At 74.9% G+C, this 26,700-nt stretch carries 24 protein-coding genes and 2 pseudogenes; 13 read left to right on the top strand and 13 right to left on the bottom strand.

Annotated features, from left to right (window positions below):
* Positions 1-180: 180 nt before the first annotated feature.
* From D7I43_RS23500 to D7I43_RS23485, 4 genes are all read left to right on the top strand, one after another.
* Positions 181-927 (top strand): SDR family NAD(P)-dependent oxidoreductase, encoded by a 747-nt coding sequence (locus D7I43_RS23500; RefSeq protein WP_120330718.1) that lies wholly within the window; start codon positions 181-183, stop codon positions 925-927.
* Between the two features lie 197 nt (positions 928-1,124).
* Positions 1,125-3,683, top strand: coding sequence for a RecQ family ATP-dependent DNA helicase (locus D7I43_RS23495; RefSeq protein ID WP_120330717.1), 2,559 nt, complete (start codon positions 1,125-1,127; stop codon positions 3,681-3,683).
* Between the two features lie 112 nt (positions 3,684-3,795).
* Positions 3,796-4,023 carry a heavy-metal-associated domain-containing protein gene (locus D7I43_RS23490; protein ID WP_120330728.1) on the top strand — a complete coding sequence of 76 codons (228 nt, stop codon included), beginning with the start codon at positions 3,796-3,798 and terminating at the stop codon, positions 4,021-4,023.
* Positions 4,016-4,933 (top strand): hypothetical protein, encoded by a 918-nt coding sequence (locus D7I43_RS23485; protein WP_120330716.1) that lies wholly within the window; start codon positions 4,016-4,018, stop codon positions 4,931-4,933. The genes D7I43_RS23490 and D7I43_RS23485 overlap by 8 nt, the downstream gene beginning before the upstream one ends.
* A 19-nt stretch (positions 4,934-4,952) precedes the next feature.
* On the opposite strand, the gene D7I43_RS23480 is transcribed toward D7I43_RS23485, so the two are convergent.
* From D7I43_RS23480 to D7I43_RS23470, 3 genes are all read right to left on the bottom strand, one after another.
* Entirely contained in the window at positions 4,953-5,369 is a 417-nt protein-coding gene (locus tag D7I43_RS23480; protein WP_120330715.1) for a helix-turn-helix domain-containing protein, read from the bottom strand.
* Between the two features lie 169 nt (positions 5,370-5,538).
* Positions 5,539-6,720 carry a class I SAM-dependent methyltransferase gene (locus D7I43_RS23475; RefSeq protein WP_120330714.1) on the bottom strand — a complete coding sequence of 394 codons (1,182 nt, stop codon included), beginning with the start codon at positions 6,718-6,720 and terminating at the stop codon, positions 5,539-5,541.
* Positions 6,721-6,837: 117 nt separating this feature from the next.
* Positions 6,838-8,481 (bottom strand): DEAD/DEAH box helicase, encoded by a 1,644-nt coding sequence (locus D7I43_RS23470; protein ID WP_120330713.1) that lies wholly within the window; start codon positions 8,479-8,481, stop codon positions 6,838-6,840.
* A 499-nt stretch (positions 8,482-8,980) separates the two neighbouring features.
* Between D7I43_RS23470 and D7I43_RS23465 the strand changes: the two genes are divergently transcribed.
* Positions 8,981-9,634, top strand: coding sequence for a ferritin-like fold-containing protein (locus tag D7I43_RS23465; protein WP_120330712.1), 654 nt, complete (start codon positions 8,981-8,983; stop codon positions 9,632-9,634).
* Between the two features lie 147 nt (positions 9,635-9,781).
* On the opposite strand, the gene D7I43_RS23460 is transcribed toward D7I43_RS23465, so the two are convergent.
* Both D7I43_RS23460 and D7I43_RS23455 read right to left on the bottom strand, forming a co-directional pair.
* The gene (locus D7I43_RS23460; RefSeq protein ID WP_120330711.1) at positions 9,782-10,009 is read right to left on the bottom strand and encodes a DUF3107 domain-containing protein; all 228 of its coding nucleotides are present in this window, start codon (positions 10,007-10,009) and stop codon (positions 9,782-9,784) included.
* Positions 10,010-10,073: 64 nt separating this feature from the next.
* Complete coding sequence (locus tag D7I43_RS23455) at positions 10,074-10,712, bottom strand: TetR/AcrR family transcriptional regulator (protein WP_120330710.1); 639 nt, start codon at positions 10,710-10,712, stop codon at positions 10,074-10,076.
* Between the two features lie 1,575 nt (positions 10,713-12,287).
* Here D7I43_RS23455 and D7I43_RS34430 point away from each other — a divergent pair.
* The 6 genes and pseudogenes from D7I43_RS34430 to D7I43_RS23425 all read left to right on the top strand — a co-directional run.
* A pseudogene (locus D7I43_RS34430) lies at positions 12,288-13,994 on the top strand (hypothetical protein); the annotation flags it as partial.
* Positions 13,995-14,052: 58 nt separating this feature from the next.
* Entirely contained in the window at positions 14,053-15,027 is a 975-nt protein-coding gene (locus D7I43_RS23445) for an alpha/beta fold hydrolase (RefSeq protein ID WP_120330708.1), read from the top strand.
* 5 nt (positions 15,028-15,032) lie between these two features.
* Positions 15,033-16,010 (top strand): DUF3152 domain-containing protein, encoded by a 978-nt coding sequence (locus tag D7I43_RS23440; RefSeq protein WP_120330707.1) that lies wholly within the window; start codon positions 15,033-15,035, stop codon positions 16,008-16,010.
* A gap of 129 nt (positions 16,011-16,139) precedes the next feature.
* Complete coding sequence (locus D7I43_RS23435) at positions 16,140-16,964, top strand: DUF3152 domain-containing protein (protein WP_120330706.1); 825 nt, start codon at positions 16,140-16,142, stop codon at positions 16,962-16,964.
* Between the two features lie 190 nt (positions 16,965-17,154).
* Positions 17,155-18,336: an adenylyltransferase/sulfurtransferase MoeZ gene (gene moeZ, locus D7I43_RS23430; protein WP_120330705.1), complete on the top strand. Its 1,182-nt coding sequence runs from the start codon at positions 17,155-17,157 to the stop codon at positions 18,334-18,336.
* 25 nt (positions 18,337-18,361) lie between these two features.
* Positions 18,362-19,246, top strand: a pseudogene (locus D7I43_RS23425) (hypothetical protein); the annotation flags it as partial.
* A 139-nt stretch (positions 19,247-19,385) separates the two neighbouring features.
* Here the strand turns inward: D7I43_RS23425 and D7I43_RS23420 are convergent.
* The 8 genes from D7I43_RS23420 to proB form a co-directional block, all read right to left on the bottom strand.
* Entirely contained in the window at positions 19,386-19,901 is a 516-nt protein-coding gene (locus D7I43_RS23420) for an SUKH-4 family immunity protein (protein ID WP_120330703.1), read from the bottom strand.
* Positions 19,902-19,939: 38 nt separating this feature from the next.
* Positions 19,940-20,563, bottom strand: coding sequence for a hypothetical protein (locus D7I43_RS23415; protein ID WP_120330702.1), 624 nt, complete (start codon positions 20,561-20,563; stop codon positions 19,940-19,942).
* Positions 20,560-21,153, bottom strand: a complete 594-nt coding sequence (locus D7I43_RS23410; protein WP_120330701.1) for a hypothetical protein — start codon at positions 21,151-21,153, stop codon at positions 20,560-20,562. Before D7I43_RS23410 ends, D7I43_RS23415 begins: the two co-directional genes overlap by 4 nt.
* On the bottom strand, positions 21,146-21,640 hold the full coding sequence (locus D7I43_RS23405; RefSeq protein ID WP_120330700.1) for a WXG100-like domain-containing protein: 495 nt from the start codon (positions 21,638-21,640) through the stop codon (positions 21,146-21,148). The genes D7I43_RS23410 and D7I43_RS23405 overlap by 8 nt, the downstream gene beginning before the upstream one ends.
* A gap of 22 nt (positions 21,641-21,662) precedes the next feature.
* Complete coding sequence (locus D7I43_RS23400) at positions 21,663-21,989, bottom strand: PE domain-containing protein (protein ID WP_120330699.1); 327 nt, start codon at positions 21,987-21,989, stop codon at positions 21,663-21,665.
* Between the two features lies 1 nt (position 21,990).
* Positions 21,991-22,389: a YbaB/EbfC family nucleoid-associated protein gene (locus tag D7I43_RS23395; protein WP_120330698.1), complete on the bottom strand. Its 399-nt coding sequence runs from the start codon at positions 22,387-22,389 to the stop codon at positions 21,991-21,993.
* Between the two features lie 86 nt (positions 22,390-22,475).
* Positions 22,476-23,720, bottom strand: coding sequence for a glutamate-5-semialdehyde dehydrogenase (locus D7I43_RS23390; RefSeq protein WP_120330697.1), 1,245 nt, complete (start codon positions 23,718-23,720; stop codon positions 22,476-22,478).
* 51 nt (positions 23,721-23,771) lie between these two features.
* Positions 23,772-24,929 (bottom strand): glutamate 5-kinase, encoded by a 1,158-nt coding sequence (proB, locus tag D7I43_RS23385; protein ID WP_120330696.1) that lies wholly within the window; start codon positions 24,927-24,929, stop codon positions 23,772-23,774.
* Positions 24,930-24,942: 13 nt separating this feature from the next.
* On the opposite strand from proB, the gene D7I43_RS23380 reads away from it, so the two are divergent.
* A complete protein-coding gene (locus D7I43_RS23380) occupies positions 24,943-25,257 on the top strand; it encodes an MGMT family protein (RefSeq protein ID WP_120330695.1) in 315 nt (104 codons plus the stop codon).
* Between the two features lie 32 nt (positions 25,258-25,289).
* A complete protein-coding gene (locus D7I43_RS23375; protein ID WP_120330694.1) occupies positions 25,290-26,687 on the top strand; it encodes an MFS transporter in 1,398 nt (465 codons plus the stop codon).
* Positions 26,688-26,700: the final 13 nt, after the last annotated feature.

Here is a 26,700-nt window from a genome sequence, read left to right as displayed (position 1 = left end):
GTCCGCCCTGAACCCCACAGATGCTCCAACACCTGCCGATGCCCGAACGTCAACACACCCGGCCTCGCCACCAGCACCCCCAACCCAACCAAGATCAGTTGCACTGAAGCCTAGAAACCACCCCGTGGTGGCAGGCGATAACTTCATGATCGACAGGAGAACCACGGGAGGGAGCGCACGATGGGCGAGCGGCTTGCGGTGGTCAGCGGCGGCGGGACGGGAATCGGAGCGGCGATCGCCCGGACGTTCGCCGTCGACGGGTACGACGTGGTGATCGTGGGGCGGCGGACGGACGTACTCGACGCCACCGCCGCCCGGGTGGACGCCGAGTGCGGGCGGACCGGCGCGGTCCGCGCGGTCGGCGCCGACCTCACTGACCCGGACCAGCTCGACCGGGTCCTCGACGCCCTCGACGGCCGCCCCGTCGACGTGGTGGTCAACAACGCCGGCGGCTACCTCGCCGGGGACACCGGCACGCTCGCCGGCACCGCCGCGTGCTGGCGGGCCAACCTGGACGCCAACGTGCTCACCGCCGTGCTGCTCACCGAGGCACTGCGTCCGTCCCTGCGCCGGCCTGGCGGCCGGGTCATCCTCGTCAGCTCGATCGCGGCCCAGCGGGGCGGCGGAGGGCCGTACTCGGCGGCGAAGGCGGCGCTGCACGGCTGGGCGTACGACCTGGCGGCGGAACTCGGCCCGGAACAGATCACGGTCAACGTGGTGAGCCCCGGGTACGTCACGGACACCGAGTTCTTCGGCGACAGGATGACGCCCGAGGGCCACGCCCGACGGGTCGCGGCCACGCTCGTGGGGCGTGCCGGCGAGCCGGCCGAGATCGCCGAGGCGGTCCGCTACCTGGCGAGCCCCGCGGCCGGCTACGTCACCGGCCAGATCCTGGGCGTCAACGGCGGCTCCGTACTAGGCCGCTGACCGCCCCCGCCCGCCCTCCCTCCCCGCCCCCGCCCTCCCTCCCTCCCCGCCCCCGCCCTTCCTCCGCGATCTTGCACTTTGTGCCCCGACAAATGTGGACAAGCTCCGCAACTTGGGGGCACAAACTGCAAGATCGGCGGGGAGGGGGCGGTGGCGTGACTCGCGGGGGTGTCGCTGCGGGCTGGTAGAAATGCCGGATGAGCCAGGATCGGGCGGCGGTACGGGAGCGGGCCGAGGCGGTGCTGCGGCGGTTGGCCGGCGAGCACGCCCGGCTGCGTGAGGACCAGTGGCGGGCCATCGAGGCCCTGGTGGTCGACCGGCGCCGGGTGCTGTGCGTGCAGCGCACGGGATGGGGCAAGTCGGCCGTCTACTTCGTGGCCACGGCGCTCCTGCGCGACCGTGACCGCCCGCTCGGGGCGACCACGACGGTGGACGACGCCCCGTCGGCCGAGAGCACCCCCACGGCGAGCACCCCGACCGCCGGCACCGGCCCCGCTCGCGGCATCCCCGCCACCGGCGCCCCGTCAGCCGCGAGTACCCCCGCCGCAGGCATCCCGGCCACCGGCACCGCGGCCACCGGCGCCCCCGCCGGCACCGCCCCCGCCGCCGGCACCCTGGCTGGCAGCACCACCGCCGGCACCGATGACGCCCTTCCGGGCGACTCTGTCGGCCCCACCGTCATCGTCTCGCCACTGCTGGCGCTCATGCGCAACCAGGTGGAGTCCGCCGCGCGGGCCGGCATCCGCGCCCGCACCATCAACTCCGCCAACCTGGAGGAGTGGGACGCGATCACCGCCGAGATCCACGCCGGCGTGGTCGACGTGCTCCTCATCAGCCCGGAGCGGCTCAACAACCCCGACTTCCGGGACGGGGTGCTGCCGAAGTTGGCCGCCACCACCGGCCTGCTGGTGGTGGACGAGGCGCACTGCGTCTCCGACTGGGGGCACGACTTCCGGCCGGACTACCGGCGGCTGCGGACGTTCCTCGGCAACCTGCCGGCGGGTACGCCCGTGCTCGCCACGACCGCCACGGCCAACGCCCGGGTGACCGAGGACGTCGCCGAGCAGCTCGGCACCGAGCTGGCCGGTCCCGCCGGCCTGGGCGAGGGAGAGCACGCCCTGGCCCGTCCCACCGGCCTGGGCGGGGGAGAGCACGCCCTGGCCCGTCCCACCGGCCTGGGCGGGGGAGAGCACGCCCTGACCGGTCCCACCGACCTCGGCGAGGGAGAGCATGCCCGGACCGGCCACGGGCGGCGCGCCGACGTCCTCGTGCTGCGGGGCTCCCTCGACCGGGAGTCGCTGCGCCTCGGCGTCCTCGACCTGCCGAGCCCCGCGCACCGGCTGGCCTGGCTCGCCGACCATCTCGACCGGCTGCCCGGCTCCGGGATCGTCTACACGCTCACCGTGGCGGCGGCGGGGGAGACCGCCGAGTTCCTCCGGTCCCGCGGGTACGCGGTGGCCGCGTACACGGGGCAGGCCGACGACGCCGACCGCCGGGCCGCCGAGCAGGACCTGCTGGACAACAAGATCAAGGCGCTGGTGGCCACGAGCGCGTTGGGCATGGGCTTCGACAAGCCGGATCTCGGGTTCGTGGTGCACCTCGGGGCGCCACCCTCGCCGATCGCGTACTACCAGCAGGTCGGGCGCGCCGGCCGCGCCGTGGAGCACGCCGAGGTGCTGCTGCTTCCCGGCGCGGAGGACGCCGCCATCTGGCGCTACTTCGCCTCGCTGGCCTTCCCGCCGGAGGAGCAGGTGCGCGCCGTGCTGGCCGCCCTGCACACCGACCGCCCCCTCTCCACCCAGGCCCTGGAACCCCTGGTCGACCTGCGGCGGGCCCGGCTGGAGCTGATGCTCAAGGTGCTCGACGTGGACGGGGCGGTGCGCCGGGTCCGCGGCGGCTGGCTCGCCACGGGCGAGCCCTGGACCTACGACGAGGCCCGGTTGCGGCGCGTCGCCGCCGCCCGCACCGCCGAGCAGCAGGCCATGCGGGAGTACGCGGCCACGTCCGGCTGCCGGATGCGCTACCTGCGGGAGTGCCTGGACGACGCCGGTGCGACGGACTGCGGCCGGTGCGACCGGTGCGCCGGGCCGCTGTTCACCGCGGACGTGTCGGCCGCGGCGCTGACCGCCGCGCAGACCTTCCTCGGCCGGCCGGGTGTGGAGATCCCGCCGAAGAAGCTCTGGCCCACGGGGATGGAGGCGGTCGGCGTACCGCTGAAGGGGCGCATCGTCCCCGCGGAGCAGGCGCTGCCCGGCCGGGCCGTGGGGCGCCTCTCCGACCTGGGCTGGGGCGGCCGGCTGCGCGAGCTGGTCGGCCCCGACGCGCCGGACGTCGCGGTGCCGGAGGACGTGACGGCCGCCGTGGTCGAGGTGCTGAAGGCGTGGGCGCACGGCGACGACCCGTGGCCGCGCCGGCCGGTGGCCGTGGTGGCGGCCGGGTCGCGGCGGCATCCCCGCCTGGTCGGCTCGCTGGCCGAGCGGATCGCCGCGGTCGGCCGGTTGCCGCTGCTCGGCCAGCTTCCGCCCGCCGTGGCGGGTGGCGGCGCCCGGGGCAACAGCGCCCAGCGGGTCCGCGCGCTGCACGACGCGTTCACCGTGCCGGACGGGCTGGCCGCGACGCTGGCCGGGCTGGACGGGCCGGTGCTCCTCGTCGACGACCTGGTGGACTCGGGCTGGACGATGACGCTGCTCGCCCGGGCCCTGCGCCGCGCGGGCGCCCCCGACGTGCTGCCCCTCGCGCTCGCGCTGGCCGGCTGAGCCGCGTCGCCCGCGCGGCGGGAAAAGTTCCCGGCCCCGTCGAGGTGCGACCGTTGCCACGCCGTCGTGACACGGACAGGCCGGGGCCGGGCGCGGCGGTACCGTGGGCGGCATGGATCAGCAGGCCGTCACCCGCACGTACGCCGTAACCGGCATGACCTGCCAGCACTGCGTCCGGGCGGTCACCGACGAGCTGGCCGCGCTGCCCGGGGTCCGGGACGTCCGGGTCGACCTGGCCGCCGGCACGGCCACGGTGACCAGCGACGCGCCGCTGCCGGACGAGGCGGTGCGGGCGGCCGTCGACGAGGCCGGCTACGAGCTGGGCCCCGGCGGTGCCTGAGCAGGTGTCCGCCGCCCCCGACCGCGGCACGCTCCGGCTGGCCCTGTCGGTCGGCGGGCTGGTGCTCGCCGTGCTGCTCGGCTTCGGTCTGGGCCGGATGAACGCCGGCGGCGATCCCGCCGCCGTGGGGCTGGAGACCGCCGACCACACCCATCCGCCGGGCACCGCGCAGCACGACCACGGCACGGGTACGGACCAGCCGGCGGAGACCGCCGGTGGGCTCTCGGTCAGCCAGGCCGGTTACACGCTCGCCCCGCTGGCCGCGGCGTTCACGCCCGGGAAGGCCGGCGAGTTCCGGTTCCAGATCCACGACGCGCGGCGCCGTCCGGTGACCCGCTTCGCCGTCGTCCACGACAAGCCGATGCACCTCATCGTGGTGCGCCGGGACCTCACCGGCTACCAGCACCTGCACCCCACGATGGCTCCGGACGGCACCTGGTCGGTGCCGCTCACCCTGTCGCAGGGCGGCACCTGGCGGGCGTACGCCGACTTCACGGTGGTGGCGGACGACGGCAGCCAGACGGCCCTGACCCTCGGCGTCGACCTGACCGTGCCGGGCCGCTACGACCCGCGTCCCCTGCCCGCCGCGACCACCTCGACCGCGGTCGACGGATTCACGGTGGCGTACGAGGGCACGCCGCAGGTGGGCGCCACGGTGCCCCTGACCTTCCGGATCACCACCGGCGGGACCACCGCGACACTGGAGCGCTACCTCGGGGCGTACGGCCACCTGGTGGCCCTCCGTGAGGGGGATCTCGGCTACCTGCACGTACACCCGGAGCCGCAGCTGGTCGACGGCGCGGTGCGGTTCTGGCTGACCACGCCGGGGCCGGGCCGGTACCGGCTCTACCTGGACTTCCAGGTGGCGGGTAAGGTGCGCACGGCGGAGTTCACCGTCACGGTGCCGTGACGTCCGCGTCGCGCGGCCCTCAGCCGGCGCGCCGGATGGGCCGCCGGGCGAGGTAGCGCAGCAGGTCGCGGATGTGGTGCTTCTCCTCCAGTGGCACGGTCGGGTCGGCGAGCCGGTCGAGGATCACGCGGACGTCCGCCTCGACGGGCCCCTCCTCGCTGCGACGCCGCGGTGCGGGCCCGGCGTCCGGCAGGCCGAGCGCGCGGAACGCCGCGGCGACCGGAAGGTCCAGAGCGGAGCAGAAGCCACGGACCTTGGCCAGTTCGGGGTAGTCCTGCCAGTCGCCGGCGAGCCAGCGGAAGACGGTGGACCGGCCGACGCCGGTGTGGGCAGCCAGGTCGGTGACCGTCCAGCCCCGCTCCTCGCGGGCGTCGTCGATGGCGCGCCGGACGAACCGCGCGAACGCCATCTGTGGCGAAACCTCTGCCGAACGCATCCCTGCGGCTCTTCCCCTCGAGGCGAACACCGGGACGATGTCGCCTCCGAGCGTAGTACCGGACCGGCCGGAAACAATTGACTGACCGCACAAAAGGTCCCGTGTACGGGACCAGTTTCGTGGCGGGACCCGGGCAAAGTGGACCTTTGACGGCAATGGTTGTCGTCGTTCAAGCAATCCGCGCGGTCAGCGGCCCCGCGGCCGTGGTGTCGGCGCCCAGGAGCGTCTCCAGTCGCGGGGTGACCTGCCACTGGTCGACCAGTTCGCGGTAGTCCCGGCGCTGCTCGGCGGTCGGTGGCGCACCGGTGCGCCGGGCGCGGACGAGCAGGTTGCGCGGGGTGTGCCGGGAGTCGACGAACTCGACGACCTCCGCGCGGTAGCCGTGCAGCCGGAGCAGCCCGGCACGCAGCGCGTCGGTGAGCACGTCCGCGAACCGCTCCCGCAGGATGCCCTGGCGGGTCAGCAGCTCGTACGGCGCGGGCGCCGGACGCGAGCGCAACTGGGCCGCGATGTCGTGGTGGCAGCAGGGCGCGGCGAGCACCCACCGGGCGTCCCACCGGACGGCCCGCGCCAGCGCCTCGTCCGTGGCGGTGTCGCACGCGTGCAGGGCCAGCACCAGGTCCGGCGCCGGTTCGACCACGGCGTCGGCGATCGTGCCGGCCACGAAACGGACCCGGTCGCCCCAGCCCAGCCGCTCGGCCAGCTCGGTGTTACGGCGCCGCTGGTCCTCCCGGACGTCCACGCCGGTGAGCCGCACGTCGAGTCCCCGCCCGGAGAGGTACCGGTACGCCGCGAACGTCAGGTACGCGTTGCCGCAGCCCAGGTCCACCACCCGCAGCGGGCCGGTGAGGTCCTCGGGCAGGGTCGCGGCGAGCGCCCGGAGGAAGGCGTCGACCTGCCGGCGCTTCGCCGCCGATCCGCCGATCTCGGCGAACAGCGGGTCGCCCGGGTCCAGCAGGTACTCCTTCTCCCGGTCGTGGCCGGCCGGGGCCGTGGCGGGGCGGGCGGTCGCCGCCCGGTGCACCTGGGCCTCCCCGGACTTGGTCACCCGCAGTTGGAGCGTCGTGTCGGCGGTCTCCACGTGCCAGTTGCCGAACGGCTCGGCCAGCAGCGCGTCCACCGCGGCGTCCGCCTCGGGGCCGGGTGCGACGTTGCGGGTGTACGGGCGGGCGCCGTCGGAGGTGGCGATCTGCAGCCGGGGCCCGGCCTTGAGCGTGACCGGGCGCAGCTCGGCGCGTACGACCGAGGGGCGCTGCCCCCGGCGTCGCCCGGCGGCGACCGCGCGGGTCAGCGCGGGGTCGAGCAGCAGGTTCCGCACCTCGTTCAGCGCGGCGTCCAGCGGTTCCGGCATGTCCTCATCCTCCCTCGCCCGCGACCACCGCCCGAGACCCGCCCGCGTGGTGGGGCGTGGACAGCGCAGGTCCCCCGGCCCGGGTGGGCGCGGGGGACCTGTGGGCGTCTTCTCGGGTCAGTCGCTCGCGGCGCTCGCCTCGGCGGGCGCCGCGGCGCCCCCGGCACCGCCACGGCGGCGCCGACGGCGGCGAGGCTTCGGAGCCGCCTCACCCTCGGCGGTGGCGCTCGCGGCGACCGGGGCGGAGGTGCCGCCCTCGGCGGTCACGCCGGTCTCGCCGCCCGCGACCACCTCACCGGCCCGGCGGCGACGCCGACGGCGCGGAGTGCCCGTTTCCTCCCCGCCGCTGCCCTCGGCGGGCGCGGCGGTGTCCGGGGCGGGCTCGCCCCGGCCGCGTCGCCGGCCCCCGCTGCGACGGACTCCGCCGTCACCGCGGCGGCGGCCACCGCCGAGGTCCTCCTCGACCTCGGCCGAGAGCCCCGCCCGGGTCCGCTCGGCGGTCGGCAGGGTGCCGCTCACGTCGGGCGAGATGTGCAGGTCGGTGTAGAGGTGCGGAGAGGTGTGGTACGTCTCCGGCGGCTCGGGCATCTCCAGCCCGAGCGTCTTGTCGATGATCCGCCAGCGGGGCATGTCGTCCCAGTCGACGAAGGTCACCGCGACGCCACTGGCCCCGGCCCGGCCGGTACGGCCGATCCGGTGGGTGTAGGTGTCCTGGTCTTCCGGGCAGTCGTAGTTGATGACGTGGGTGACGCCGCTGACGTCGATGCCCCGCGCCGCCACGTCGGTGGCGACCAGCGTGTCGATCTTGCCGGCCCGGAACGCGCGCAGCGCCCGCTCGCGCGCGCCCTGCCCGAGGTCGCCGTGCACGGCGGCCACCGCGAAGCCGCGGAAGTCGAGTTCCTCGGCCACCCGGTCGGCGGCCCGCTTGGTCCGGGTGAAGATCATGGTGAGCCCACGCCCCTCCGCCTGGAGGATCCGCGCCACGATCTCGATCTTGTTGAGGGAGTGGGTGCGGTAGACCAGCTGCTCGGTCTGCGGCGACGGGCCCGTCTCGGCGGTGTGCCCGGCGTGGATCGTCACGGGGTGGCGCAGGAAGCGCCGGGACAGCGTGACGATCGGGTCCGGCATCGTGGCCGAGAAGAGCATCGTCTGCCGGTCCTCGGGGAGCATCGACAGGATCTTCTCGACGTCGTCGAGGAAGCCCAGGTCGAGCATGCGGTCGGCCTCGTCGAGGACGAGCGCGTGCACCCGGTCGAGCCGCAGGTGCTTCTGCTTGGCGAGGTCCAGCAGGCGGCCCGGCGTGCCGACGAGGATCTCGACGCCCTTGCGGAGCGCCTCGATCTGCGGCTCGTACGCCACGCCGCCGTAGATCGGCAGGACCCGGACGCCCCGGGTGCTGCCGGCGGTGGCCAGGTCCTTCGCGACCTGGAGGCCCAGCTCACGGGTGGGGACGACGATCAGCGCCTGCGGCAGGCCGTCGCCGCCCTCGGCCGGTGCGAAGACCCGTTCGAGCAGCGGTACGCCGAAGCCGAGGGTCTTGCCGGTGCCGGTGGGCGCCTGGCCGATCAGGTCGGTGCCGCGCATCGCGATCGGGAGCGCGTACTCCTGGATGGCGAAGGCGTGCGTGATGCCGGCCGCGGCCAGCGCGTCGACGGTCTCCTGACGCGCGCCCAGCTCGGCGAAGGTCGGTGCGCCCGTTCGTACGGGTGTGGTGGGGGCCTGGTCGCGGCCCCCCGTGTTGCCTTGCGTCAACTCGGTCATCTGGATGTGGGGGTGCCCTCTCGTGGGTGCGCCCCATCATGTCCGCAGGGCGCGTTCGGTATGGCGCGGGCCACACGGTCGGGGGCGGATCGCCGAGCCGGACCGGGCCGCACGCGCGCCGGGGGCCTGACTTCGATCAGAACTTCGATCAGATCGGCGTCCACGGCAACTGTTCCATACTACCTGAACCGGCAGCATGGCGTCCTGATTCCGGATCGGGGCCGGTCGACCGCCCGGATGATCTGTGCGCCGGGTCACACGTCGGCCGGCGCCTCCCACATGCGCGATCCGTTCGTACGTGTCACCGAACCGGTGGTCCAACCGGTCGTGACAGGTACGGGTCCGACCGCGGCCCGCGTCGAGGGCATGCCCGGGCTGGGCGAGGACTTCGTACGGCTCTGACGGCGCGGGCCGCGGCCGTTGCCCCGTCGGGCGGGGCGTTCCCGTACCGCCCGACGAGGGGCCCCGCGCGTGGGGCCCGGAGCGGTAGCCTGCGCTCGTGTCCGCCCCGACCACCCCCGGCTCCGCCGTCGCCGACCTGCTCGGGCTGGTCGCGCTCGGTGAGCTGCTGGCCTTCGAGCGGATGGCCGCCGACGCCCGGCTCGCGCCCGACCTGCGCCGCCGGGCCGCGCTCGGCGAGATGGCCGCCGCCGAGATCGCCAGCTACCGGCGCCTCGCGGACCGGCTCACCGCGCTCGGCGTACGCCCCGAGGACGCCATGGCCCCGTACGTCGAGGCGTTGCAGGCGTACCACGACTCGACCCAGCCACGGGACTGGGCGGAGGCCGTGACGAAGGCGTACGTCGGGGACGCGATCACCGACGACTTCCTGCGGGCGATCGCGACCGCCCTGGACGAGCCGGACCGGCGCCTCGTCCTCGACGTGCTGCACGAGTCCCGGTACGCCGAGTTCGCCGCCGCCGAGATCCGGTCGGCCGTCGACGCCGATCCGCGGGTGGCGCACCGGCTGTCGATGTGGGCCCGGCGGCTCGTGGGTGAGGCGCTGTCCCAGGCCAACCGTGTGGCGGCCGCCGACCGGGGTGCGCTGACGGCGTTGATCGCGCAGGGGGAGCGGGTGGACGTGCAGGCGCTGTTCCGGCAGTTGACCGCCGCGCACACGCAGCGGATGCTCGCCGCCGGACTGAACAACTGAGCCCCGGACCACCCGGTCCGGGGCTCGTGACGGTGTCCACGACGGGGCCCGCGGGCCCGACGTCGGGGGCGGATCCCGTCTCGCCGACGGGCGGACCCGCGAGCCCGGCGTCCGCGACGGAGGGCCCGGCGCGGACGCCGTGGACGACTAGCGGACGGTGAAGCCGACCGCGCGGGGGGACGCCTCCGCGATCTCGACGTAGGCGACCTTGTCCACCGGGACGACGACCCGCCGGCCCTTCTCGTCGGTCAGGGACAGCGTGCCGCTGTTCTTCGCGATGGCGTCGGTCACGATCTGCTCGATCTCGGCCGGCGTCTGCGCGCTCTCCAGAACCAGCTCGCGCGGCGCGTACTGCACGCCGATCTTGACCTCCACGGTGCCTCCTCAACTGGGGCGAAAGAGCCGCCGTGGGAAGGCTATCCGATCACGGCCGGCACGGTCAGGCTGACTCACCTTGCAGCGGGAAGCTGGCGATGCCGCGCCACGACAGCGCCGCCACGAGCGCCTCGGCCTCGGCCTTCGGCACCTGCCGGCCGCCGGCCAGCCAGAACTGCGCCGCGGTCTCGGCCGCGCCGACGAGACCCGAGGCGAGCAGCTCGGCGTGCTCCCGGCTCACGCCGGTGTCCGAGATGATCGTGTCGGTGATGGCCGCTATGCAGCCCTGCTCGACCCGCTCGACGCGTTGCCGCACCGCCGGGTCGTTGCGCAGGTCCGACTCGAAGACCAGGCGGAACGCCTCGCTCTCGTGGTCCACGAAGTCGAAGTACGCGCGCACCGAGGCGCTGACCCGCTCCTTGTTGTCGCTCGTGCCGCGCATCGCGTCCTGGACCTTCGCGACGATCGCGTCGCAGTGGGTGTCGAGCAGGGCGAGGTAGAGCTCCATCTTGCCGGGGAAGTGCTGGTAGAGCACCGGCTTGGAGACCCCGGCCCGCTCGGCGATGTCGTCCATCGCCGCGGCGTGGTACCCGTGGGCGACGAACACCTCCTGCGCCGCGGCGAGCAGTTGCTTGCGGCGCGCGGAACGCGGCAGGCGTGTCGGCCGACCGGCGGTCTGCGCCCCGTTCCCCACAGCGGTCATGGGAACCTCCGAATTTCGTCGTACGAGCCGGCACTTTCAGCCCGAACCGGTCGGGGCGCGATGACCCGTCGCGGAATTGGCCCGCCGCTGTAACTTATCGCCACTGCCACCACACGGTAGCCTCAGCGGGGGGCGACCAAGGAGCGCGCGGTGAGTGAAGCAGGGCAACCCGGTGCCGCCACCCCGGGAGAGCACGGCGACGGGCCGGGTCAGCAGGACGACCTGAGCCGCCCCGCCGACGAGTGGGCGCCCCCGGCGGCCGGCTGGCCCCGCCCCGGCGATCCGGCCGGCAGGCAGCCGGCGACGCACTGGCCGCCTGACCCGGCCTCCGGCTGGGCCGCCTCCTCTCCCCGCCACGGAGACCTGCCCGCGCCCGTCCCCGGCCTGACCGGCGATCCGGAGCCCCCGGCCCGGGTCAACGGGCACCACGCCAACGGTGTGAACCACCCCGCGGAGGAGCCGTCCGCCGGCCGGTTGTCGCCCGTGAGCGCCCCACCCGACCTCTCCGGCGACGAGCGCCGCGAGCGCGGCGGCGAGCGGTTGGCGGTTCCCGCGCAGCGGCCCGCCCCGGCCGTCGAGCAGACGCGCGGCGGGGCCGAGCCCGACCCGGCCCGGCACGCGTCCGACGAGCCACCGGCCGGGGCGCCCAGCTGGTCCGACCCGCGCCCGCCGACCTCCGCGCCGCCCGCCGTCCAGATCCCGCCGGTCGGCACGTCGCCGTCCGGGTTCGAGGTGCCGCCGGGTTTCCATGCGCCGATCGTCGACCGGTCCGGCCCGGGAGAGCAGCCGGCCGAGCCGCGCGGCTGGGCCGAGGCGTCCCCGCCGGCCGGCGAACCCGGGTCCGCGCAGCCGTGGGGGCCCGCCGAGCCGGCCGCGTCCGGCGAGCCGCCGTCCGAGCCCGACTGGTCCGGGCCGAGCTGGAACCGGCCGAGCTGGGGCAACGCGTGGGCGCCGCCCTGGTCCCGGCCCGGCGAGGAGCCGGCCGGTCGCCGGTCCCGCGAGAGTGACCCACCCCCCGGCCGCCGCTTCCGGGACGGCGAGGAGCCGCCGCACGCCGACGAGGCCGACGAGCCGGTGGGCCGCCGGTCGCGCGAGACGGAGGAGCCGGCCGGGCGCCGCGCGCGAGGCGAGGGCGCGCCCGCCTGGGCCGCCGAGCCGCAGCGGCCGTACGAGCCGGTCCGCGCGGAGCCGAGCCACCCGTACGAGCCGGTCCGCGCCGAGCCGGGCCGGGCCTACGAGGTCCGGCGCGCCGAGCCGGAGCCAGCCGCCGAGGCGGAGGGCCCGGCGACGGGTGATCGACACGCCTGGGCGGCCGGCGGCCCGCCGCTCCTGCCAGCCGGCGGGCCGGAGCCGACCCCCTCGCCCGTCCCCGTCGAGCGGCCGTCCTGGGCCGCCGAGCGGCGCACGTCCGAGGGCACCGGAGCGCAGCCCGAGCGACCGTCCTGGGCGGCGTCGGCCGCGTCGGACGGTCCGGGGCAGGCCGAGCGGCCCTTTCGGGCTCCGGGAACGCCGGACGCCGCGGGCCAACCCGAGCGGCCCTCCTGGGCGAACCGTGGCGCGACCGGCGCCGAGCCGACCGCACCGGGCGGTGCGTCCACGCCGGGCGGCGGTCGACCCGTGCCGGTTCCCGGCGGGGACCGTCCGTCCTGGGCCGGGGGCCCGAGCCGGGGCCAGTCCGCCGGACCGGACCGTCCCTCCTGGGCCTCCGGTGACCCGGGCGCGCCGGCCGGCCACCCTCGTCCGGCCGCGTCGGACCGCCCGTCCTGGGCCTCCGGCGTCCCGGACCCGACGGCCGGCGACCCGGACGGGTCCCGTCCCACCGCCTCCGACCGCCCGTCCTGGGCCTCCGCTGGCCCGACGGGCGCCCCGTCCGCCCTGCCGGACGCGACGACCGACGACCCGGACGTCGCGGCCCGCCCCACGGCCCAGCCGTTCCGCCTCCGCCCCGAGACGCCGGAGCGGGAGGCCGAGAGCCGGCCGACCGCCGGTGGTCGTCGGGCCGCCGTCCCGGGCGCGGACACCACCGACGAGCCAACCACCCCGACGGGTCCCGCCCCGGCCTCCGTCACGAGCGGAGCCGGTCGCCACGACCGCACCCCCGCCGCGCCCGCACCGACGAGCGCTTCCTCCTACGCGGCCCGCCGATCCGCCCACGACCCGGCACCCGCGGCCGACCAGGCCGCTGGCCGACGGCCGGACGCGCCGGCGGCGGTGCTGCCGCAGCGCGTCCCCGCCGAGCCGGACGTGCCCGTCGTGCCGGAGCCGCCAGCCGTGGAGCCACCCGCCGAAACCCCGGAACTCGCCCGCATCGCCACCCACCTGCGCCGCGACGACGAGCCCGCGCCGCCCCAGGAGCGGCCCGAGGGGTTCGACGTCAACGCGATCCTCGGCGCGGTACGCGAGGTGCCGGGGGTCCGTGACGCGTCGCTGCGGCGTACGCCCGCCGGAGCGCACAGCCTCCGCCTCGACCTGGCCGACGGCGCCGATCCCGCCGAGGTGAGCCGCCAGGTCGCCCGCCTGCTCCAGGAGCGGATGGGTCTCGCCGCCGCGCCCCAGAACGTGCCCGACGTGCCGGCCGCGCCCCCGCCGCCCGTACGCCGCCGGGGCACCGCCCGCGTGCCCGAGGCGCGCACAGCCGGCGCCGAGACACGCGCCGCCGGTGGGAGCCGCACCGAGCCCGCCCGGCCGCCGCAGCCCCAGACGGAGCCGCCGCGCCGGCGCCGGCAGGCCGCGCCGCAGCGGGGACGCGCCAGTGTGGACGAGGCCACCCCGGCGGGTGCCACCGGCAGCCCGGCGACCCTCGGGGCGTCGTACTCCGGTGCCCAGCTCACCACGACGGAGAGCGCCCCGTCGCGCCCGCTGGACACCGGCGGCGTCCCCGGCCCCCGGGTGGTGATCGACCACGTCCAGGTGAGCACGTTCGGCCTCGACGCCACCGTGGAGGTCCGCCTCATCGCCGCCGACGAGACCGCCACCGGCTACGCCACCGGGCCCGCCGTCGACGGGTACGTCCTGCGGCTCTGCGCGGTGGCCGCCGCCGCGGCCGTGGACGAGCTGCTGCGCCGCCCCGACCACGCCGAGCGCGGACGCTGCTTCGTCGAGCACGCCGCCGTGGTGCCGTTCGGCAACTGCGAGGTGGCCACCGTGGTGGTGCTGCTGGTGTGTGACGGCTGGGTCGAGCAGCTCGCCGGGTCGGCCCTGGTCGCGGGCGACCCGCGGCAGGCCGTCGTCCGGGCCACCCTGGCCGCGGTGAACCGCCGGCTCGAAGCGCTGCTGGCCTGACCCCGCGACGGACGCCCGACACCCTGCCGGGCGGCGCGGTCCGGGGCAGACTGGAGCGATGAAGCGCGTCACCCTCTGGCCGGAGGACCGGCTTCCCGAGCACGGGGTGCCGCCGCCCTGGCCGGGCCGGGAGGTACGCCTCGACGGCACCGTCACGTACGTCCGGGAGACCCCGGCCACGGCGCCCGGCGCGGAGCCGGCCCTGTACGTGCACGGCCTGGGCGGCTCGTCGCAGAACTGGACCGACCTGGCCGGACTGCTCGCCGCCCGGCTCGACGGGCAGGCGATCGACCTGCCCGGCTTCGGCCGCAGCGAGCCCGGCGCCCGCTACACCGTGCCGGCCTTCGCCGACCGGGTGGTGCGGTGGATCGAGCACTCCGGGCGGGGGCCTGTGCACCTGTTCGGCAACTCGCTGGGCGGCGCGATCTCCGTACGGGTCGCGGCGCTCCGCCCCGACCTCGTACGGACGCTGACGCTGATCTCGCCGGCGTTGCCCTTCCTCGACTTCCGGCGCTCGGTGCAGGGCAGGATGCTGCCGCTGCTCGCCCTGCCCCGCGCCGAGCGGCTGGCCGCCCGGCAACTGGCCCGGATCGCGCCCGAGGTGATGGCCCAGCAGGTGATGGAGGCGTGCGTCGCCGACCTGACCCGGATCTGCGAGCAACGGCGCCGCGAGGCGCTGGAGGAGATCCGGGTCCGCTACCAGGCCGAGCACTACGCCTCCGCGTACGTCCGGACGTTCCGCGGACTGGTGTCCAGCTTCCTGCGGTCGTACCTGCCGGGTTCCGACTCGCTGTGGCGGCTGGCGCGGAAGGTGCGGGCGCCCACCCTCGTGATCGGCGGCCGTCAGGACCGGCTGGTGGACGTGCGGGTGGCGCCGCAGGCCGCCCGGGTGATCCCGGACAGCCGGCTGCTCATGCTGGACGGTGTCGGCCACGTGGCGCAGCTCGAGGTGCCCCGCCTCGTGGCCCGGGCGGTGTTCGGGCTGCTCGCCGAAACGGGGGAGGGTGCGCGCCGGCACGATCTGGCAGGCTGAGCCGGATGCCCAGCTCAGCGCCGTACCGCCCGCACGATCCGCCCGTGGTGGCGGCTCGGCGCCCGGTCGGTCCGTCGGTGCCCGCGCCCCGCCCGGCGTCCGGCGGGCCGGGGGCGTCGCGCCCGTCCGGCGGGCCGCATCCGTCCGGTGGGCCGCGACTCCGGCTCGGCCGCCGGTCGCAGGCGGTCGCCCAGCTGTCGGCGGTGCTGCTGGCGATCGGTGCGGCGGTCACCGTGATCGCGCGGCACCAGGATCCCGCGCCCGGGTCCGCCGGGTCGGCGGCGGCCGCGGCCTCGCCCGTGGTGGCGGAGCCGCCGCCCACCCCGTCGTCGCCGCCCAGCGTGTCACTGTCGCCCTCGTCGCCGCCGCCGGTCGTGCTCCGGCTGCCCGGGCCGGTGCCCTCGACCGGCTCCGGACGGTTCGCGCACGACGACCGCACCGGGCCGGTGCTGGGTCGGGCCGGCACGGTGCAGCGTTACCGCGTCGCCGTCGAGTCGGGCAGCGGTGAGGACGCGGGCGAGTTCGCCCGGCTCGTGCAGGTCGCGCTCACCGGGCCGGGCAGCTGGGTGGACAGCGGCCGGCTGCGGTTGCGGCAGGTGCCGGGCCAGGCCGACGCGCACTTCACCGTCTACCTGGCGACGGCCCGCACGGCGGGGCGGATGTGCGCTCAGGGCGGCGTCGACATCCGGATCGACGGGCGGCCGTACACGTCGTGCCGGGCGCCCGGCAAGGTCATCATCAACCTGGACCGGTGGCGCCTGTCGGTGCCGCACTTCGTGAGCGCGAAGGTGCCGCTGTCGGTCTACCGGACGTACGTGGTCAACCACGAGGTGGGACACCAGTTGGGGCACCGCCACGAGCGCTGCCCGGGGAAGGGCCGGCCAGCGCCGGTCATGATGCAGCAGACGCTCTTCCTGAACGGCTGCGTGCCCAATCCGTGGCCGTACCTCGACGGCCGCCGATACGCCGGCCCGCCACTGTGACGGGATGAGCGGCGGAAATTCCATTTTGTGGGAAATTAGGGCGGATTGCGAATAAAGCCCCGGATGGATCTATAGCGGCATTAGCGTTAATCGGGAAGAATGCGCCCTTGGTCTGGCACTCTGGGAGGCATGACGCAGTCGTCCCCTTACGACCCGCCTGCTCCCGCTCCCCGGCCGTCCGGGCGTCGCCGCCCCGTCCCGCCCCGGGTGTACCGCCGTCGCCGGGCCGCCGTCCTGCTCGGGTTGACCCTGGTCGTCGCGGCCGGGGTCGGGTTCGTCCTGGCCCGCCCGGACGACCCGGCGACGCCACGGTCGGTGGCCGGTCAGCTTCCCGAGGGCGGCGGGGTCGGGGCGCACGCGCCGGTGCCGGACAAGCCGCGTCCGGTCCCGTCCGTCGGTGCCGGCCGGTTCGTGGCCGCCTCCGGCGGTACCCCCGTCCAGGGGGTGGACGGCCCGCTGCACCGCTACCGGGTCGTGGTCGAGCAGGGCACCGGACAGGACCCGGACGAGTTCGCCGCGAGCGTGGACGGGACGCTCGGCGACCCGCGCAGCTGGATCGCCTCGGGCGAGCTGCGGGTGCAGCGGGTGGCCGAGGCGGCGGCGGCCGACTTCACCATCTACCTCGCCACCCCGGTCACCTCGGAGCGGATGTGCGCCGAGGGCGGGCTCCGGACCGAGGGCTACACCTCCTGCCGGCTGCCCGGTCAGGTGATCATCAACCTGGCCCGCTGGACGGAGGCCGTGCCCGACTACGGCGCTCCGCTCGACGTGTACCGCACGTACGTCATCAACCACGAGGTCGGGCACGAGTTCGGCGAACTGCACGAGGCGTGCCCGGGCCCGGGCCAGCCGGCACCGGTCATGCAGCAGCAGACGTACGGCCTGGAGGGCTGCCTCGCGAACGCCTGGCCCTACCTCGACGGCCGCCGGTACGCCGGCGACGTCATCCCCTGACGACCGGCCGCGCCGGGCGGCCGGCCCGACGCCGCGACGCCGTGACGCCGTCGTCCCGCCCACCGTCGCATCGGAGGTCGGCTTTATTCCCGTTCCCGAATGCCGGGCGGCGTGTCCTGCCTCATGGCTGATCGGCCCTCCGCCGAGCGACAATGGCCCGGTTCGCACCGCCGATCCCGGGGAGTCCACCGTGTCGTTGCCCCCGCTCGTCGAGCCCGCCGCCGAGCTGTCCGTTGACGAGATCCGCCGCTACTCGCGCCACCTGATCATCCCCGACGTCGGGGTCGAGGGGCAGAAGCGGCTGAAGAACGCCCGGGTGCTCTGCGTGGGCGCCGGCGGCCTCGGCTCGCCGGCCCTCATGTACCTCGCCGCCGCCGGCGTCGGCACGCTCGGCATCATCGACTTCGACACCGTCGACGAGTCGAACCTCCAGCGCCAGGTCATCCACGGCGTCTCCGACGTCGGCCGGTCGAAGGCCGAGTCCGCCGCGGCGACCATCCGCGAGATCAACCCGCTGGTCAACGTCGAGATCCACGACACCGCGCTCGACCGCGACAACGTCCGCGAGATCTTCGCCCAGTACGACCTGATCGTCGACGGGACCGACAACTTCGCGACCCGCTACATGGTCAACGACGCCGCCGTGCTGCTCGGCAAGCCGTACGTCTGGGGGTCGATCTACCGGTTCGACGGCCAGGCGTCGGTGTTCTGGGCCGAGCACGGCCCCTGCTACCGCTGCCTCTACCCGGAGCCCCCGCCGCCCGGCATGGTCCCGTCCTGCGCCGAGGGTGGCGTGCTCGGCGTCCTCTGCGCGTCGGTCGGCTCGATCCAGGTCACCGAGGCGATCAAGCTCATCACGGGCGTCGGGGAGCCGCTGGTCGGCGGTCTGATGGTCTACGACGCCCTGGAGATGTCGTACCGCAAGATCAAGGTCCGGAAGGACCCGAACTGCGCGCTCTGCGGCGAGAACCCCACGGTCACCGACCTGCTGGAGGACTACGAGGACTTCTGCGGCGCGGTCTCGGTGGAGGCGCAGGAGGCGGTGGTCGACTCGACCATCACGGCGCTGGAGCTCAAGGAGTGGCAGGACGCCGGCAAGGACATCTTCCTGGTCGACGTCCGGGAGCCGGCCGAGTACGAGATCGTCCGCATCCCCGGCGCCACGCTGATCCCCAAGGGCGAGATCCTCTCCGGCGAGGCGCTCGCCCGGTTCCCGCAGGACAAGCAGATCGTGCTGCACTGCAAGTCCGGCGTCCGCTCGGCCGAGGCGCTCGCCGCGCTGAAGGCCGCCGGGTTCCGCGACGCGGTGCACGTGCAGGGCGGCGTGCTCTCCTGGATCAAGCAGATCGATCCGTCGCTGCCGGCGTACTGACCGACCGGGCGGGGCCGGGACGGGCGTGCAGCCCGCCCCGGCCTCGGCCGATTCTCCGAGGCGGAATCGCCTTTGCGCAGGTAGCGTGACCGCCGTGGTCGATTTGGACGCCGCGATCGGCTTCGTCGTGGCTCACGGGGACGCGGTGGAGCGTGCCCGCCTCTCCCGGTTGCGCACCGGCGCCGCCGTGCCGCCCGAGCTGATGGAGCGGGCCGAGGCCGGGCAGGCGTCCGACGGCGGGTGGCCGGCCACTCTCGACGGTGCCGTCGGCTCCGTCGACGCCACCTGCTTCCGCCTCGCCGAGCTGGACGACCTCGGCGCGCTTGGCCGTCCGGCCGCCCGGCGGGCACTCGACTGGCTCGCCGCCCGGCAACTGCCCGACGGCGGCTGGGACGAGGACCCGGCGCTGGCCGACCTCGCGCCGGAGTGGGCCCGTCCGGGTGACCCGGAAGCGCGCTTCTACCTCACCGCGAACGCCGGCTTCTGGCTGACCGTCGCGGGTCTCGACGCCCGGGCCGCCGGCCCGCTCGACCACCGCGTGGGCGGGGCGTACGCCGGGGTCGTGCACGCGGCGGCGCAGGCCGTCGCGGAGCGGATCGGCGCGGACGGCAGCTGGCCCTCGTTCCTGCCGGCCGGCTGGCTGGCCGCGGCGGTGCTGCACCGCCAGGGCATGTACGACGAGTCGGCCCGGATCCAGGCGGTGCTGGCGGAGCGGATCCCGCGGCTGTCCGCGGCCGACGCGGCGTGGCTCGCCGCGACGCTGCACCGGGCGGAGGTGGGCGAGGAACAGTGGCTGCTGGTCGCGGCCCGCCGCCGGCTCGCCGAGACGCAGCGCAGCGACGGCGGCTGGGACAGCGACGACGGGCACCAGTTCGACGTGCACACGACGCTGCGGGCGCTGCGCGCCTGCCTTCCCACGCGGGTGGCGCCGCCGGCCGCCGTGGTGCCCCCGCCGGCTGCCGTGGTGCCCCCGCCGGCTGCCGTGGCGCCCCCGCCACCGCCGGCCGTCGTGGTCCCGCCCCCGACGACGGACGGGCCCGGCGCGCCCGTCAGCGCAGCTGGTTGATCACCAGCGGCCACCAGGCGTCCGGCGCGAACGCGGGCGGGTCGATGCTCTCCAGCACCGTACGCAGGCTCTCCGCGCGTTCGGCCCGCCCGGCCTTGCCCTCGTCGGCCTCCACGAAGAGCGCGAACTGGTAGAGGAACTCGACGAACGTGCGGAAGTTGCTGTTCACCGCCTGGATGTCCTGCTCCTCCAGGTCGAACTGGAGGATCTCGCCGGTCTTCGGGTCGAGCACGTAGAGCAGGTCGGTGTTGTCGGCGACCGCGCCGACCACGATGAGCCGGATGTCCAGCGAGCCGTCCTCTGTGCTCAGCTGGATCGTGTCGAACAGGCGGAACTCACCTTCGAGGTAGGCGGTGTAGACGACCGCCACGTCGAGCGGGATCTCGTCGCCGGCGGGGAGCATGTCCGGCGTGAAGCCGCCGTCCAGCCACGCCGCCCGGGGGTACGGGACGAGTTCGTCCTCGCTCCACAGGGCACGGAACCGCGGGTCAGCAGCCATCGAAAGTTCCTCCGCTCTTTCGGCGTCGGCGGTGGGCGTCAGGAGGCCAGGCCGGTGGCGGCCAGCAGGCGCAGCCAGGTGTCCTCGTACTGGCCCTGGAAGCGGCCCTTGCGTACGCGCTGCTCGCGGACGCCGGGCCCCAGGATCCTGTCGACCACCTGCGGGTACTTGTCGCCGAGCACGAACTCGTCGAAGAACGTGACGATGTCGGGGGCGAAGACGTGGATGTCGACGTCCTCGTCCGGGTGCTCGTAGAGGAACACGTAGTCGTCCGGGTCGATGTGGTAGACGTCGCCGTCCTCGAGGTCGTACGAGATGCCCTCGCCGCCGTCGATCTCGCCGCGCAGGCGCTTCGGCACGCTGTGGAGCTCCTGGCCGATCGAGAGCGCCGGGCCGAGCGGGTCGTTCGGGTTGTCGGGCATCGCCTGGAAGGCGGCGACGCCGGCCAGCTCCGGCGGCTGCGCGAAGCGGAAGTGGCTGCCCTCGATCCGGCCGATGATCCGGAAGACGTCGAACGCGGCCTCGGGAACGCCGGGGAAGGGCTCCAACGGCGCCCCATCGACCAGGACGACGCCGAAGCCGTGTTCCGCCTCGGCTGCCTTGAGCTGCTCGAACTTCGTGCGGATCCGTTCGAGTGGGGCGGCCGTCGCCTCGCTGGTCACGGAATCACCTTCACGATGATCTCGGTGCCGTAGGGGACGTCCTCGAGTGCTCTGTCGATCTCCCGGCCGATCTCGCGGTTGGTCCAGGCGTCCATCAGCCTGAGGTTATCGTACGTGTCGGTGCCGCCCAGTTGGAGCTCGTGGATGTGGTCGGGGTCGACCGTCACGCCGGGGCCGGTCACCGGGAAGCGCTTCGGGTCCTTGCCCCGGTAGAGCGCCTGGACCAGTTCCTTGTTGCTCATGTAGTTCTGGCCCTTGTTGAGCTGCCGGATGATCCGGTCGCGGAAGATCGTGGTGGTCTTCCGGGTGCCCGGCTTGTTCGGGTCCCGGTGCGCGAGCTGCCTGCGTACCGGCTTGGTCTTGACGAGCTTGCCCTCCTGGCCGAGGCGTACCAGGTCGGCGGCCTTGCGGTCGAAGTCCTTCTTCACGAAGTCGGGCCGGTTGCGCAGCACCAGCACGGCCTTCTTCGGAGGCGTGCCCCCGGTCGTCTTGGCCGTCCGGAAGGCGTCCTTGTTCTCCAGCAGCGCCGAGATGATCTTCGCGCCGGCGGCCTGGGTCTGCCGGGGCGGGTTCGTCCGGCGCTTAACCATTGAGCACCGCGTCGGTCGCCATGCCGATCAACTGGTCGATGATCATCCCGGTGATCATCTTGAAGATCGGGATCTCCAGCAGGGACGCGCCGAACGTCGCCACCGCCGTGGCGATCGCCTGCGCGATCTGGATGGCCAGGAGGACGAGCTGGACGATGACCTGGATCTTCAGCGCCAGCACCACGCCGGCGGCGACGATCAGCCCGATCCCGATGATGTTCGTCGGGTTGGTGGTGTCGACGATGTTCCGGGGGGCGGACTCCCCGTCGTTCCACTCACCGGCGAACTCCGTGAAGCTCGCACCGGAGTTGTTGTCGATCACGGTGCGGGCCGCCGCCTCCAGCTCGGCCGCCGCGCCGGAGATGCGGTCGGCCATCCCCGTCCACTCGCCGGCGAGCTGGAAGAGCGCCGTCTCGTCGGACTGCGGCCAGTCGTAGCCCAGCATCGAGAGCAGGGACGCGAGTTCCCCCGGGATCGTGAGTCCCACCTGTCCTACCTTTCGCCGAGGGTCAGCCGCCGAGGGATCCGAGCAGCCGGTCGAAGGCGGCGGAGATGGCCTCCTCGACCGACTGGTAGCCGTCCGCCATGCCGAGCAGCCCGTCGACGTAGTTCTCCAGCTCCCGGACGTTGGTGCTGAAGCACTCCGTCACCGCCTGGACGCAGGCGTCGTGGGCCGTGGCCAGCAGGCTGCCGATGTCGTCGTCGCCGAACGCGTGGGAGTAGCTCGCCACGGCGGACTGGAAGCTCTCGAACGCCTCCCGGACGGTCTCCTTGGCCCGCTCCAACTGCTCCGCGCCCCGGTGCAGCGCGTCGATGTCGACGTCGAGGTTCTCCATGTCAGCTCCGGTGCAGCTTGCGCATGGTCTCGCTGATGGCCTGGGTCATCTGGCGCATCTGCCGGATGCTCTCGTCCTGGAGGCGCTCCACGGTGCTGGCGATCGCGGCGAGGTCGGGCATCGGCTCGGTCACCTCGACGGCGGCCTCCTGCCCGTCGAGCGCGTCGTTCACCGCCCGGCGCAGCTCGGCGGCGAGGTACTCGGAACCCTCGCGGAGCACCCGCGGATCGATGACGATGTCACTGACCCGGCCGTCGGTGCCGATGGTGACCCGGACCCGCCCGTCGGCGGCCTCGGCCGCGGACTCGGTGCGCTCCGGCGGGGTGATGCCGCGGCTCACCTCGCGTAGCGCGGCCCGCGCCTCCGCGAGCTGCTGTTCCAGGGCGTCCTCGCCCAGCATGGCGCCTCCCCAGACAGACCGTGCCGAACCGGCCCCAGACTAGCCGGCCGGTGCGACCACCCGGCTACTCGGTCCACCCGGGACGGTCAGCCGCGCAGGTGCCCGTCGCCGGTCACCACGTACTTGGTGGAGGTCAGCTCCGGCAGCCCCATCGGTCCACGGGCGTGCAGCTTCTGGGTGGAGATGCCGATCTCGGCGCCGAAGCCGAACTCGCCGCCGTCGGTGAAGCGGGTGGAGGCGTTCACCATCACGGCGGCCGCGTCGACCCGGGCCACGAACTCGCGGGCCGCCGACGCCGAGTCGGTGACGATCGCCTCGGTGTGCCCGGTGCCGTAGCGCCGGATGTGCGCCACCGCGGCGTCGAGCGAGTCGACCACCGCGACCGAGATGTCGGCCGACAGGTACTCCGTCGCGTAGTCCTCCTCCGTCGCCGGCACCACGGCGTCGGAGTGGCGCGCCACCTCGGGCGAGCCGTGCACGGTCACCCCGGCCTCGGCGAACGCGGCGAGCATCGGGGGCAGGAACGCGTCGGCGACCGCCGCGTGCACCAGCAGCGACTCGGCGGTGTTGCAGGTGGACAGCCGCTGCGTCTTGGCGTTGAGGGTGATCGCCACGGCCTTCGACACGTCGGCGGCGGCGTCGACGTACACGTGGCAGTTGCCCACCCCGGTCTCGATCACCGGGACGGTCGACTCCTCGACCACGGTGCGGATCAGGGACGCGCCGCCGCGCGGGATCAGCACGTCGACCAGGCCGCGGGCCCGCATCAGCTCCTTCACCGAGTCGCGGGAGGTGGCGTCGAGCAACTGCACCGCGTCGGCCGGCAGCCCGGCGCCGGCGATCGCGTCGCGCAGCACCGCGACCAGCGCCGCGTTCGAGTGGGCCGCGGAGGAGGAGCCGCGCAGCAGCGCCGCGTTGCCGGACTTCAGGCAGATCCCGGCCGCATCGACGGTCACGTTCGGCCGCGCCTCGTAGATGATCCCGACGACCCCGAACGGCACCCGGATCTGGCGCAGCTCCAGGCCGTTGGGCAGCGTCGACCCGCGCACCACCTCGCCCACCGGGTCCGGCAGCGCGGCCATCTGCCGCAGCGCGTCGGCGATGCCGGCCACCCGCCCCTCGTCGAGGGCGAGCCGGTCGAGGATGGCCGTGGTGAGCCCGGCCTCGCGGCCCGCCGTCAGGTCCGCCGCGTTCGCGGACACGATCTCGGGCGTACGCGCCACCAGCGCGTCGGCCATCGCGTGCAGTGCGGCGTCCTTGGTCGTACGCGTGGCGACCGCCAGCGCCTCCGCCGCCGCCCGTGCCCGCCGCGCCTGCTCGGTCACGCTCATCCCGTCACTCCTCACCGAAGGGCCCCGTGCGCGGGGGCCTTACGACAACCACTACAGCAGCACCAGGTCGTCGCGGTGGACGACCTCCCGTTCGTACGCCGGGCCGAGGGCCGCGGCGAGTTCGGAGGTGGAGCGGCCGAGCAGCCCGGGCAGCTCCACCGCGTCGTAGTTGACCAGCCCGCGGGCCACCGGCGCGCCCTGCGTGTCCACGAGGTCCACGGGGTCGCCGGCCGTGAACGCACCGTCGACGGCGGTGATCCCCGCCGGCAGCAGCGACTTGCGCCGCCCGACCACGGCGGCGACGGCGCCCTCGTCGAGGTGCAGCCGGCCCCGCGGCGAGGTGGCGTGCGCGAGCCAGAACAGCCGCGCCGCGGGGCGCTGCCGGCGCGCGTGGAAGAACGTGCCGACGGCCTCCCCGGCGAGGGCCGGTGCGGCCAGCGGGGCGGCCGTGAGCACCACGGGGATCCCGAAACCGGTCGCGATGCGGGCGGCTTCGACCTTGGTCACCATGCCGCCGGTGCCGACCCCGGAGCGGCCCGAGCCGCCGATCGCGACGTGCGCCAGATCCTCCTCGCCGCGCACCTCGGAGATCCGGGCGGCGCCGGGGCGGGTCGGGTCCCCGGTCCAGAGCGCGTCGACGTCGGAGAGGAGCACCAGCAGGTCGGCGTGGACCAGCGCGGCGACCAGGGCGGCCAGCCGGTCGTTGTCGCCGAAGCGGATCTCCTCGGTGGCCACCGTGTCGTTCTCGTTGACGATCGGCACCGCCCGGACGTCGAGCAGCTTGCGCAGCGTCCGGTACGCGTTGCGGTAGTGCGCCCGTCGGGTGACGTCGTCGACGGTGAGCAGCACCTGCCCCACGGTGAGCCGGTGCCGGGCGAAGCTGGCCGCGTACCGGCCGATGAGCAGGCCCTGGCCGACGCTGGCCGCGGCCTGCTGGGTGGCCAGGTCGCGCGGGCGCCGGGCCAGCCCCAGCGGAGCGAGGCCGGCCGCGATGGCGCCGGAGGAGACCAGCACGACCTCCCGGCCGTCGGCGGCCAGCGCCGCGAGGGTGTCGACGAGCGCGTCGACCCGCTCGCCGGCCAGCCCGCCCGCCGCCGTGGTCAACGAGGAGGACCCGATCTTGACAACGACCCGTCGGGCCGCCGTTACCGCTTCGCGCACCCGACCATTCTGCGTGGTCACGGCCGCGCCGCCTCGCCGCGTTCCCATATCGTGGCCGGCTGTGACACCTGACGAGTACGTCGAGGCCGTGCTGGATCTGGTCGAGCGGATCCCGCCGGGCCGGGTGATGTCGTACGGCGCGATCGCCGACGCCCTCGCGGAGCGCTCGGGCCGGTCGTCGGCCCGGCTGGTCGGCACGATCATGGCCCGCCACGGTGGCGGGGTGCCCTGGCACCGGGTGGTCAACTCGGCGGGGCGGCTGCCGCCGGGGCACGAGCGGGAGGCGAGGGCCCGGCTGCGTGCCGAGGGCACGCCGTTGCGGGGAGCCGGGGTCGACATGGCGGCGGCCGTCTGGTCGCCGGAAGAGGGGATGTGACGCCCGCCATAACGTGAGTAACATTCGGCGCCATGGACGCGCCGCCGGCCGGAACGGCTCCGCTCCCGGGCGGCCTGCCGCGTCGGGTGCACCTCGGCTACGCGCTCGGCTCGCTGGCCACCGGCGCCTTCGGCACCGTTCCGGGCCTGCTGCTGCTGCCGTACCTCACCGACACCCTGGGCGTGGCCGCCGGGCTCGCCGCCCTGCTGGTGCTCCTGCCGAAGGCCTGGGACGTGCTGGTCAACCCGGTGGCCGGGCGCGTCTCCGACCGCACCCGGTCGCGCTGGGGCCCCCGCCGGCCGTACCTGCTCCTGGGCGGGCTGGCGCTCGCCCTGCTCTTCGCCGCGATCTTCGCGGCGCCGTTCGGCACCGGGGGCGCGGCCGGGGCGTACGTGGCCGTGGCCTTCCTCGCCACGGCCACCGCGTTCGCCTTCTTCCAGGTGCCGTACGTGGCGATGCCCGCCGAGCTGACCGAGGACTACGCCGAGCGCACCCGCCTCATGAGCTGGCGGATCGCCGTCCTGGCCCTGGCCATCCTGGTCTCCGGGGCGGTCGCGCCCATCGTGGTGACGGCCGGCGGCGAGGGTCTCCCGGGGCACCGGTGGATGGGGCTCTTCGTGGCCGCGCTCATCGCGCTGGGGGCGGTCGGCGCGTTCGTCGGCACCCGCGCCGCACCGACCGGCGCCGTACGTGAGAGCGAACCCACACTCCGCGCCCAGCTCGCCGTCGCCGGCCGCAACCGCCCGTTCCGCGCGCTGCTGATCTGCTTCGTGGTGCAGTCCGCCGGCGTGGCGACCATCCTCGCCGGGGTCAACTACTTCGCCGACCAGATCCTGCGCGACCCGGACACCGGGGCGACCCTGCTCTTCGCCTGCTTCGTCGGGCCGGCGCTGCTCGTGATGCCCGTCTGGACCCGCGTGGGCGCCCGCGTCGGCAAGCTCCGCGGCCTGGTGGCCGCCTCCCTCCTCCTCGCGGCGGGGGCGGCCGCGCTGGCCGTCGCGCCGCTGCTGCCGGCCGCCGCCGTCTACCCGGTCGTCGCCCTGGTCGGCGCCGGGTACGCGGGCCAGCAGGTCTTCGCGCTCGCCATGCTGCCCGACTGCATCACCTGGGACGAGGCGCGCACCGGGCGGCGGCAGGCCGGGGTCTTCACCGGCGTCTGGACGGCCGGCGAGACGCTCGGGCTGGCGCTCGGGCCGGGCATCTACGGCCTGGTGCTCCAGGTGGCCGGGTACGTCTCCTCCGACACCGGCACGGCGGCGGCCCAGTCGGACACCGCGCGCCTCGGCATCCTGCTCGGCTTCACCGTGATCCCCGCCGTCCTGGTCGCCGTGCCCCTGCTGACCCTGCGCCACTACACCCTGCCCCCGACCCCCCGCACCACCTCCACCGGCGGCGATCACGCGGTTGTGGTGGGGGACGAAAGCCGCTGAGCCACACGGAAAG

The organism is Micromonospora globbae, from assembly GCF_003610785.1.
GTDB classification, from domain to species: Bacteria; Actinomycetota; Actinomycetes; order Mycobacteriales; family Micromonosporaceae; genus Micromonospora; species Micromonospora globbae.
Note: the sequence above shows the minus strand (reverse complement) of the source record. Positions and strands in the feature narration are given on the sequence as shown.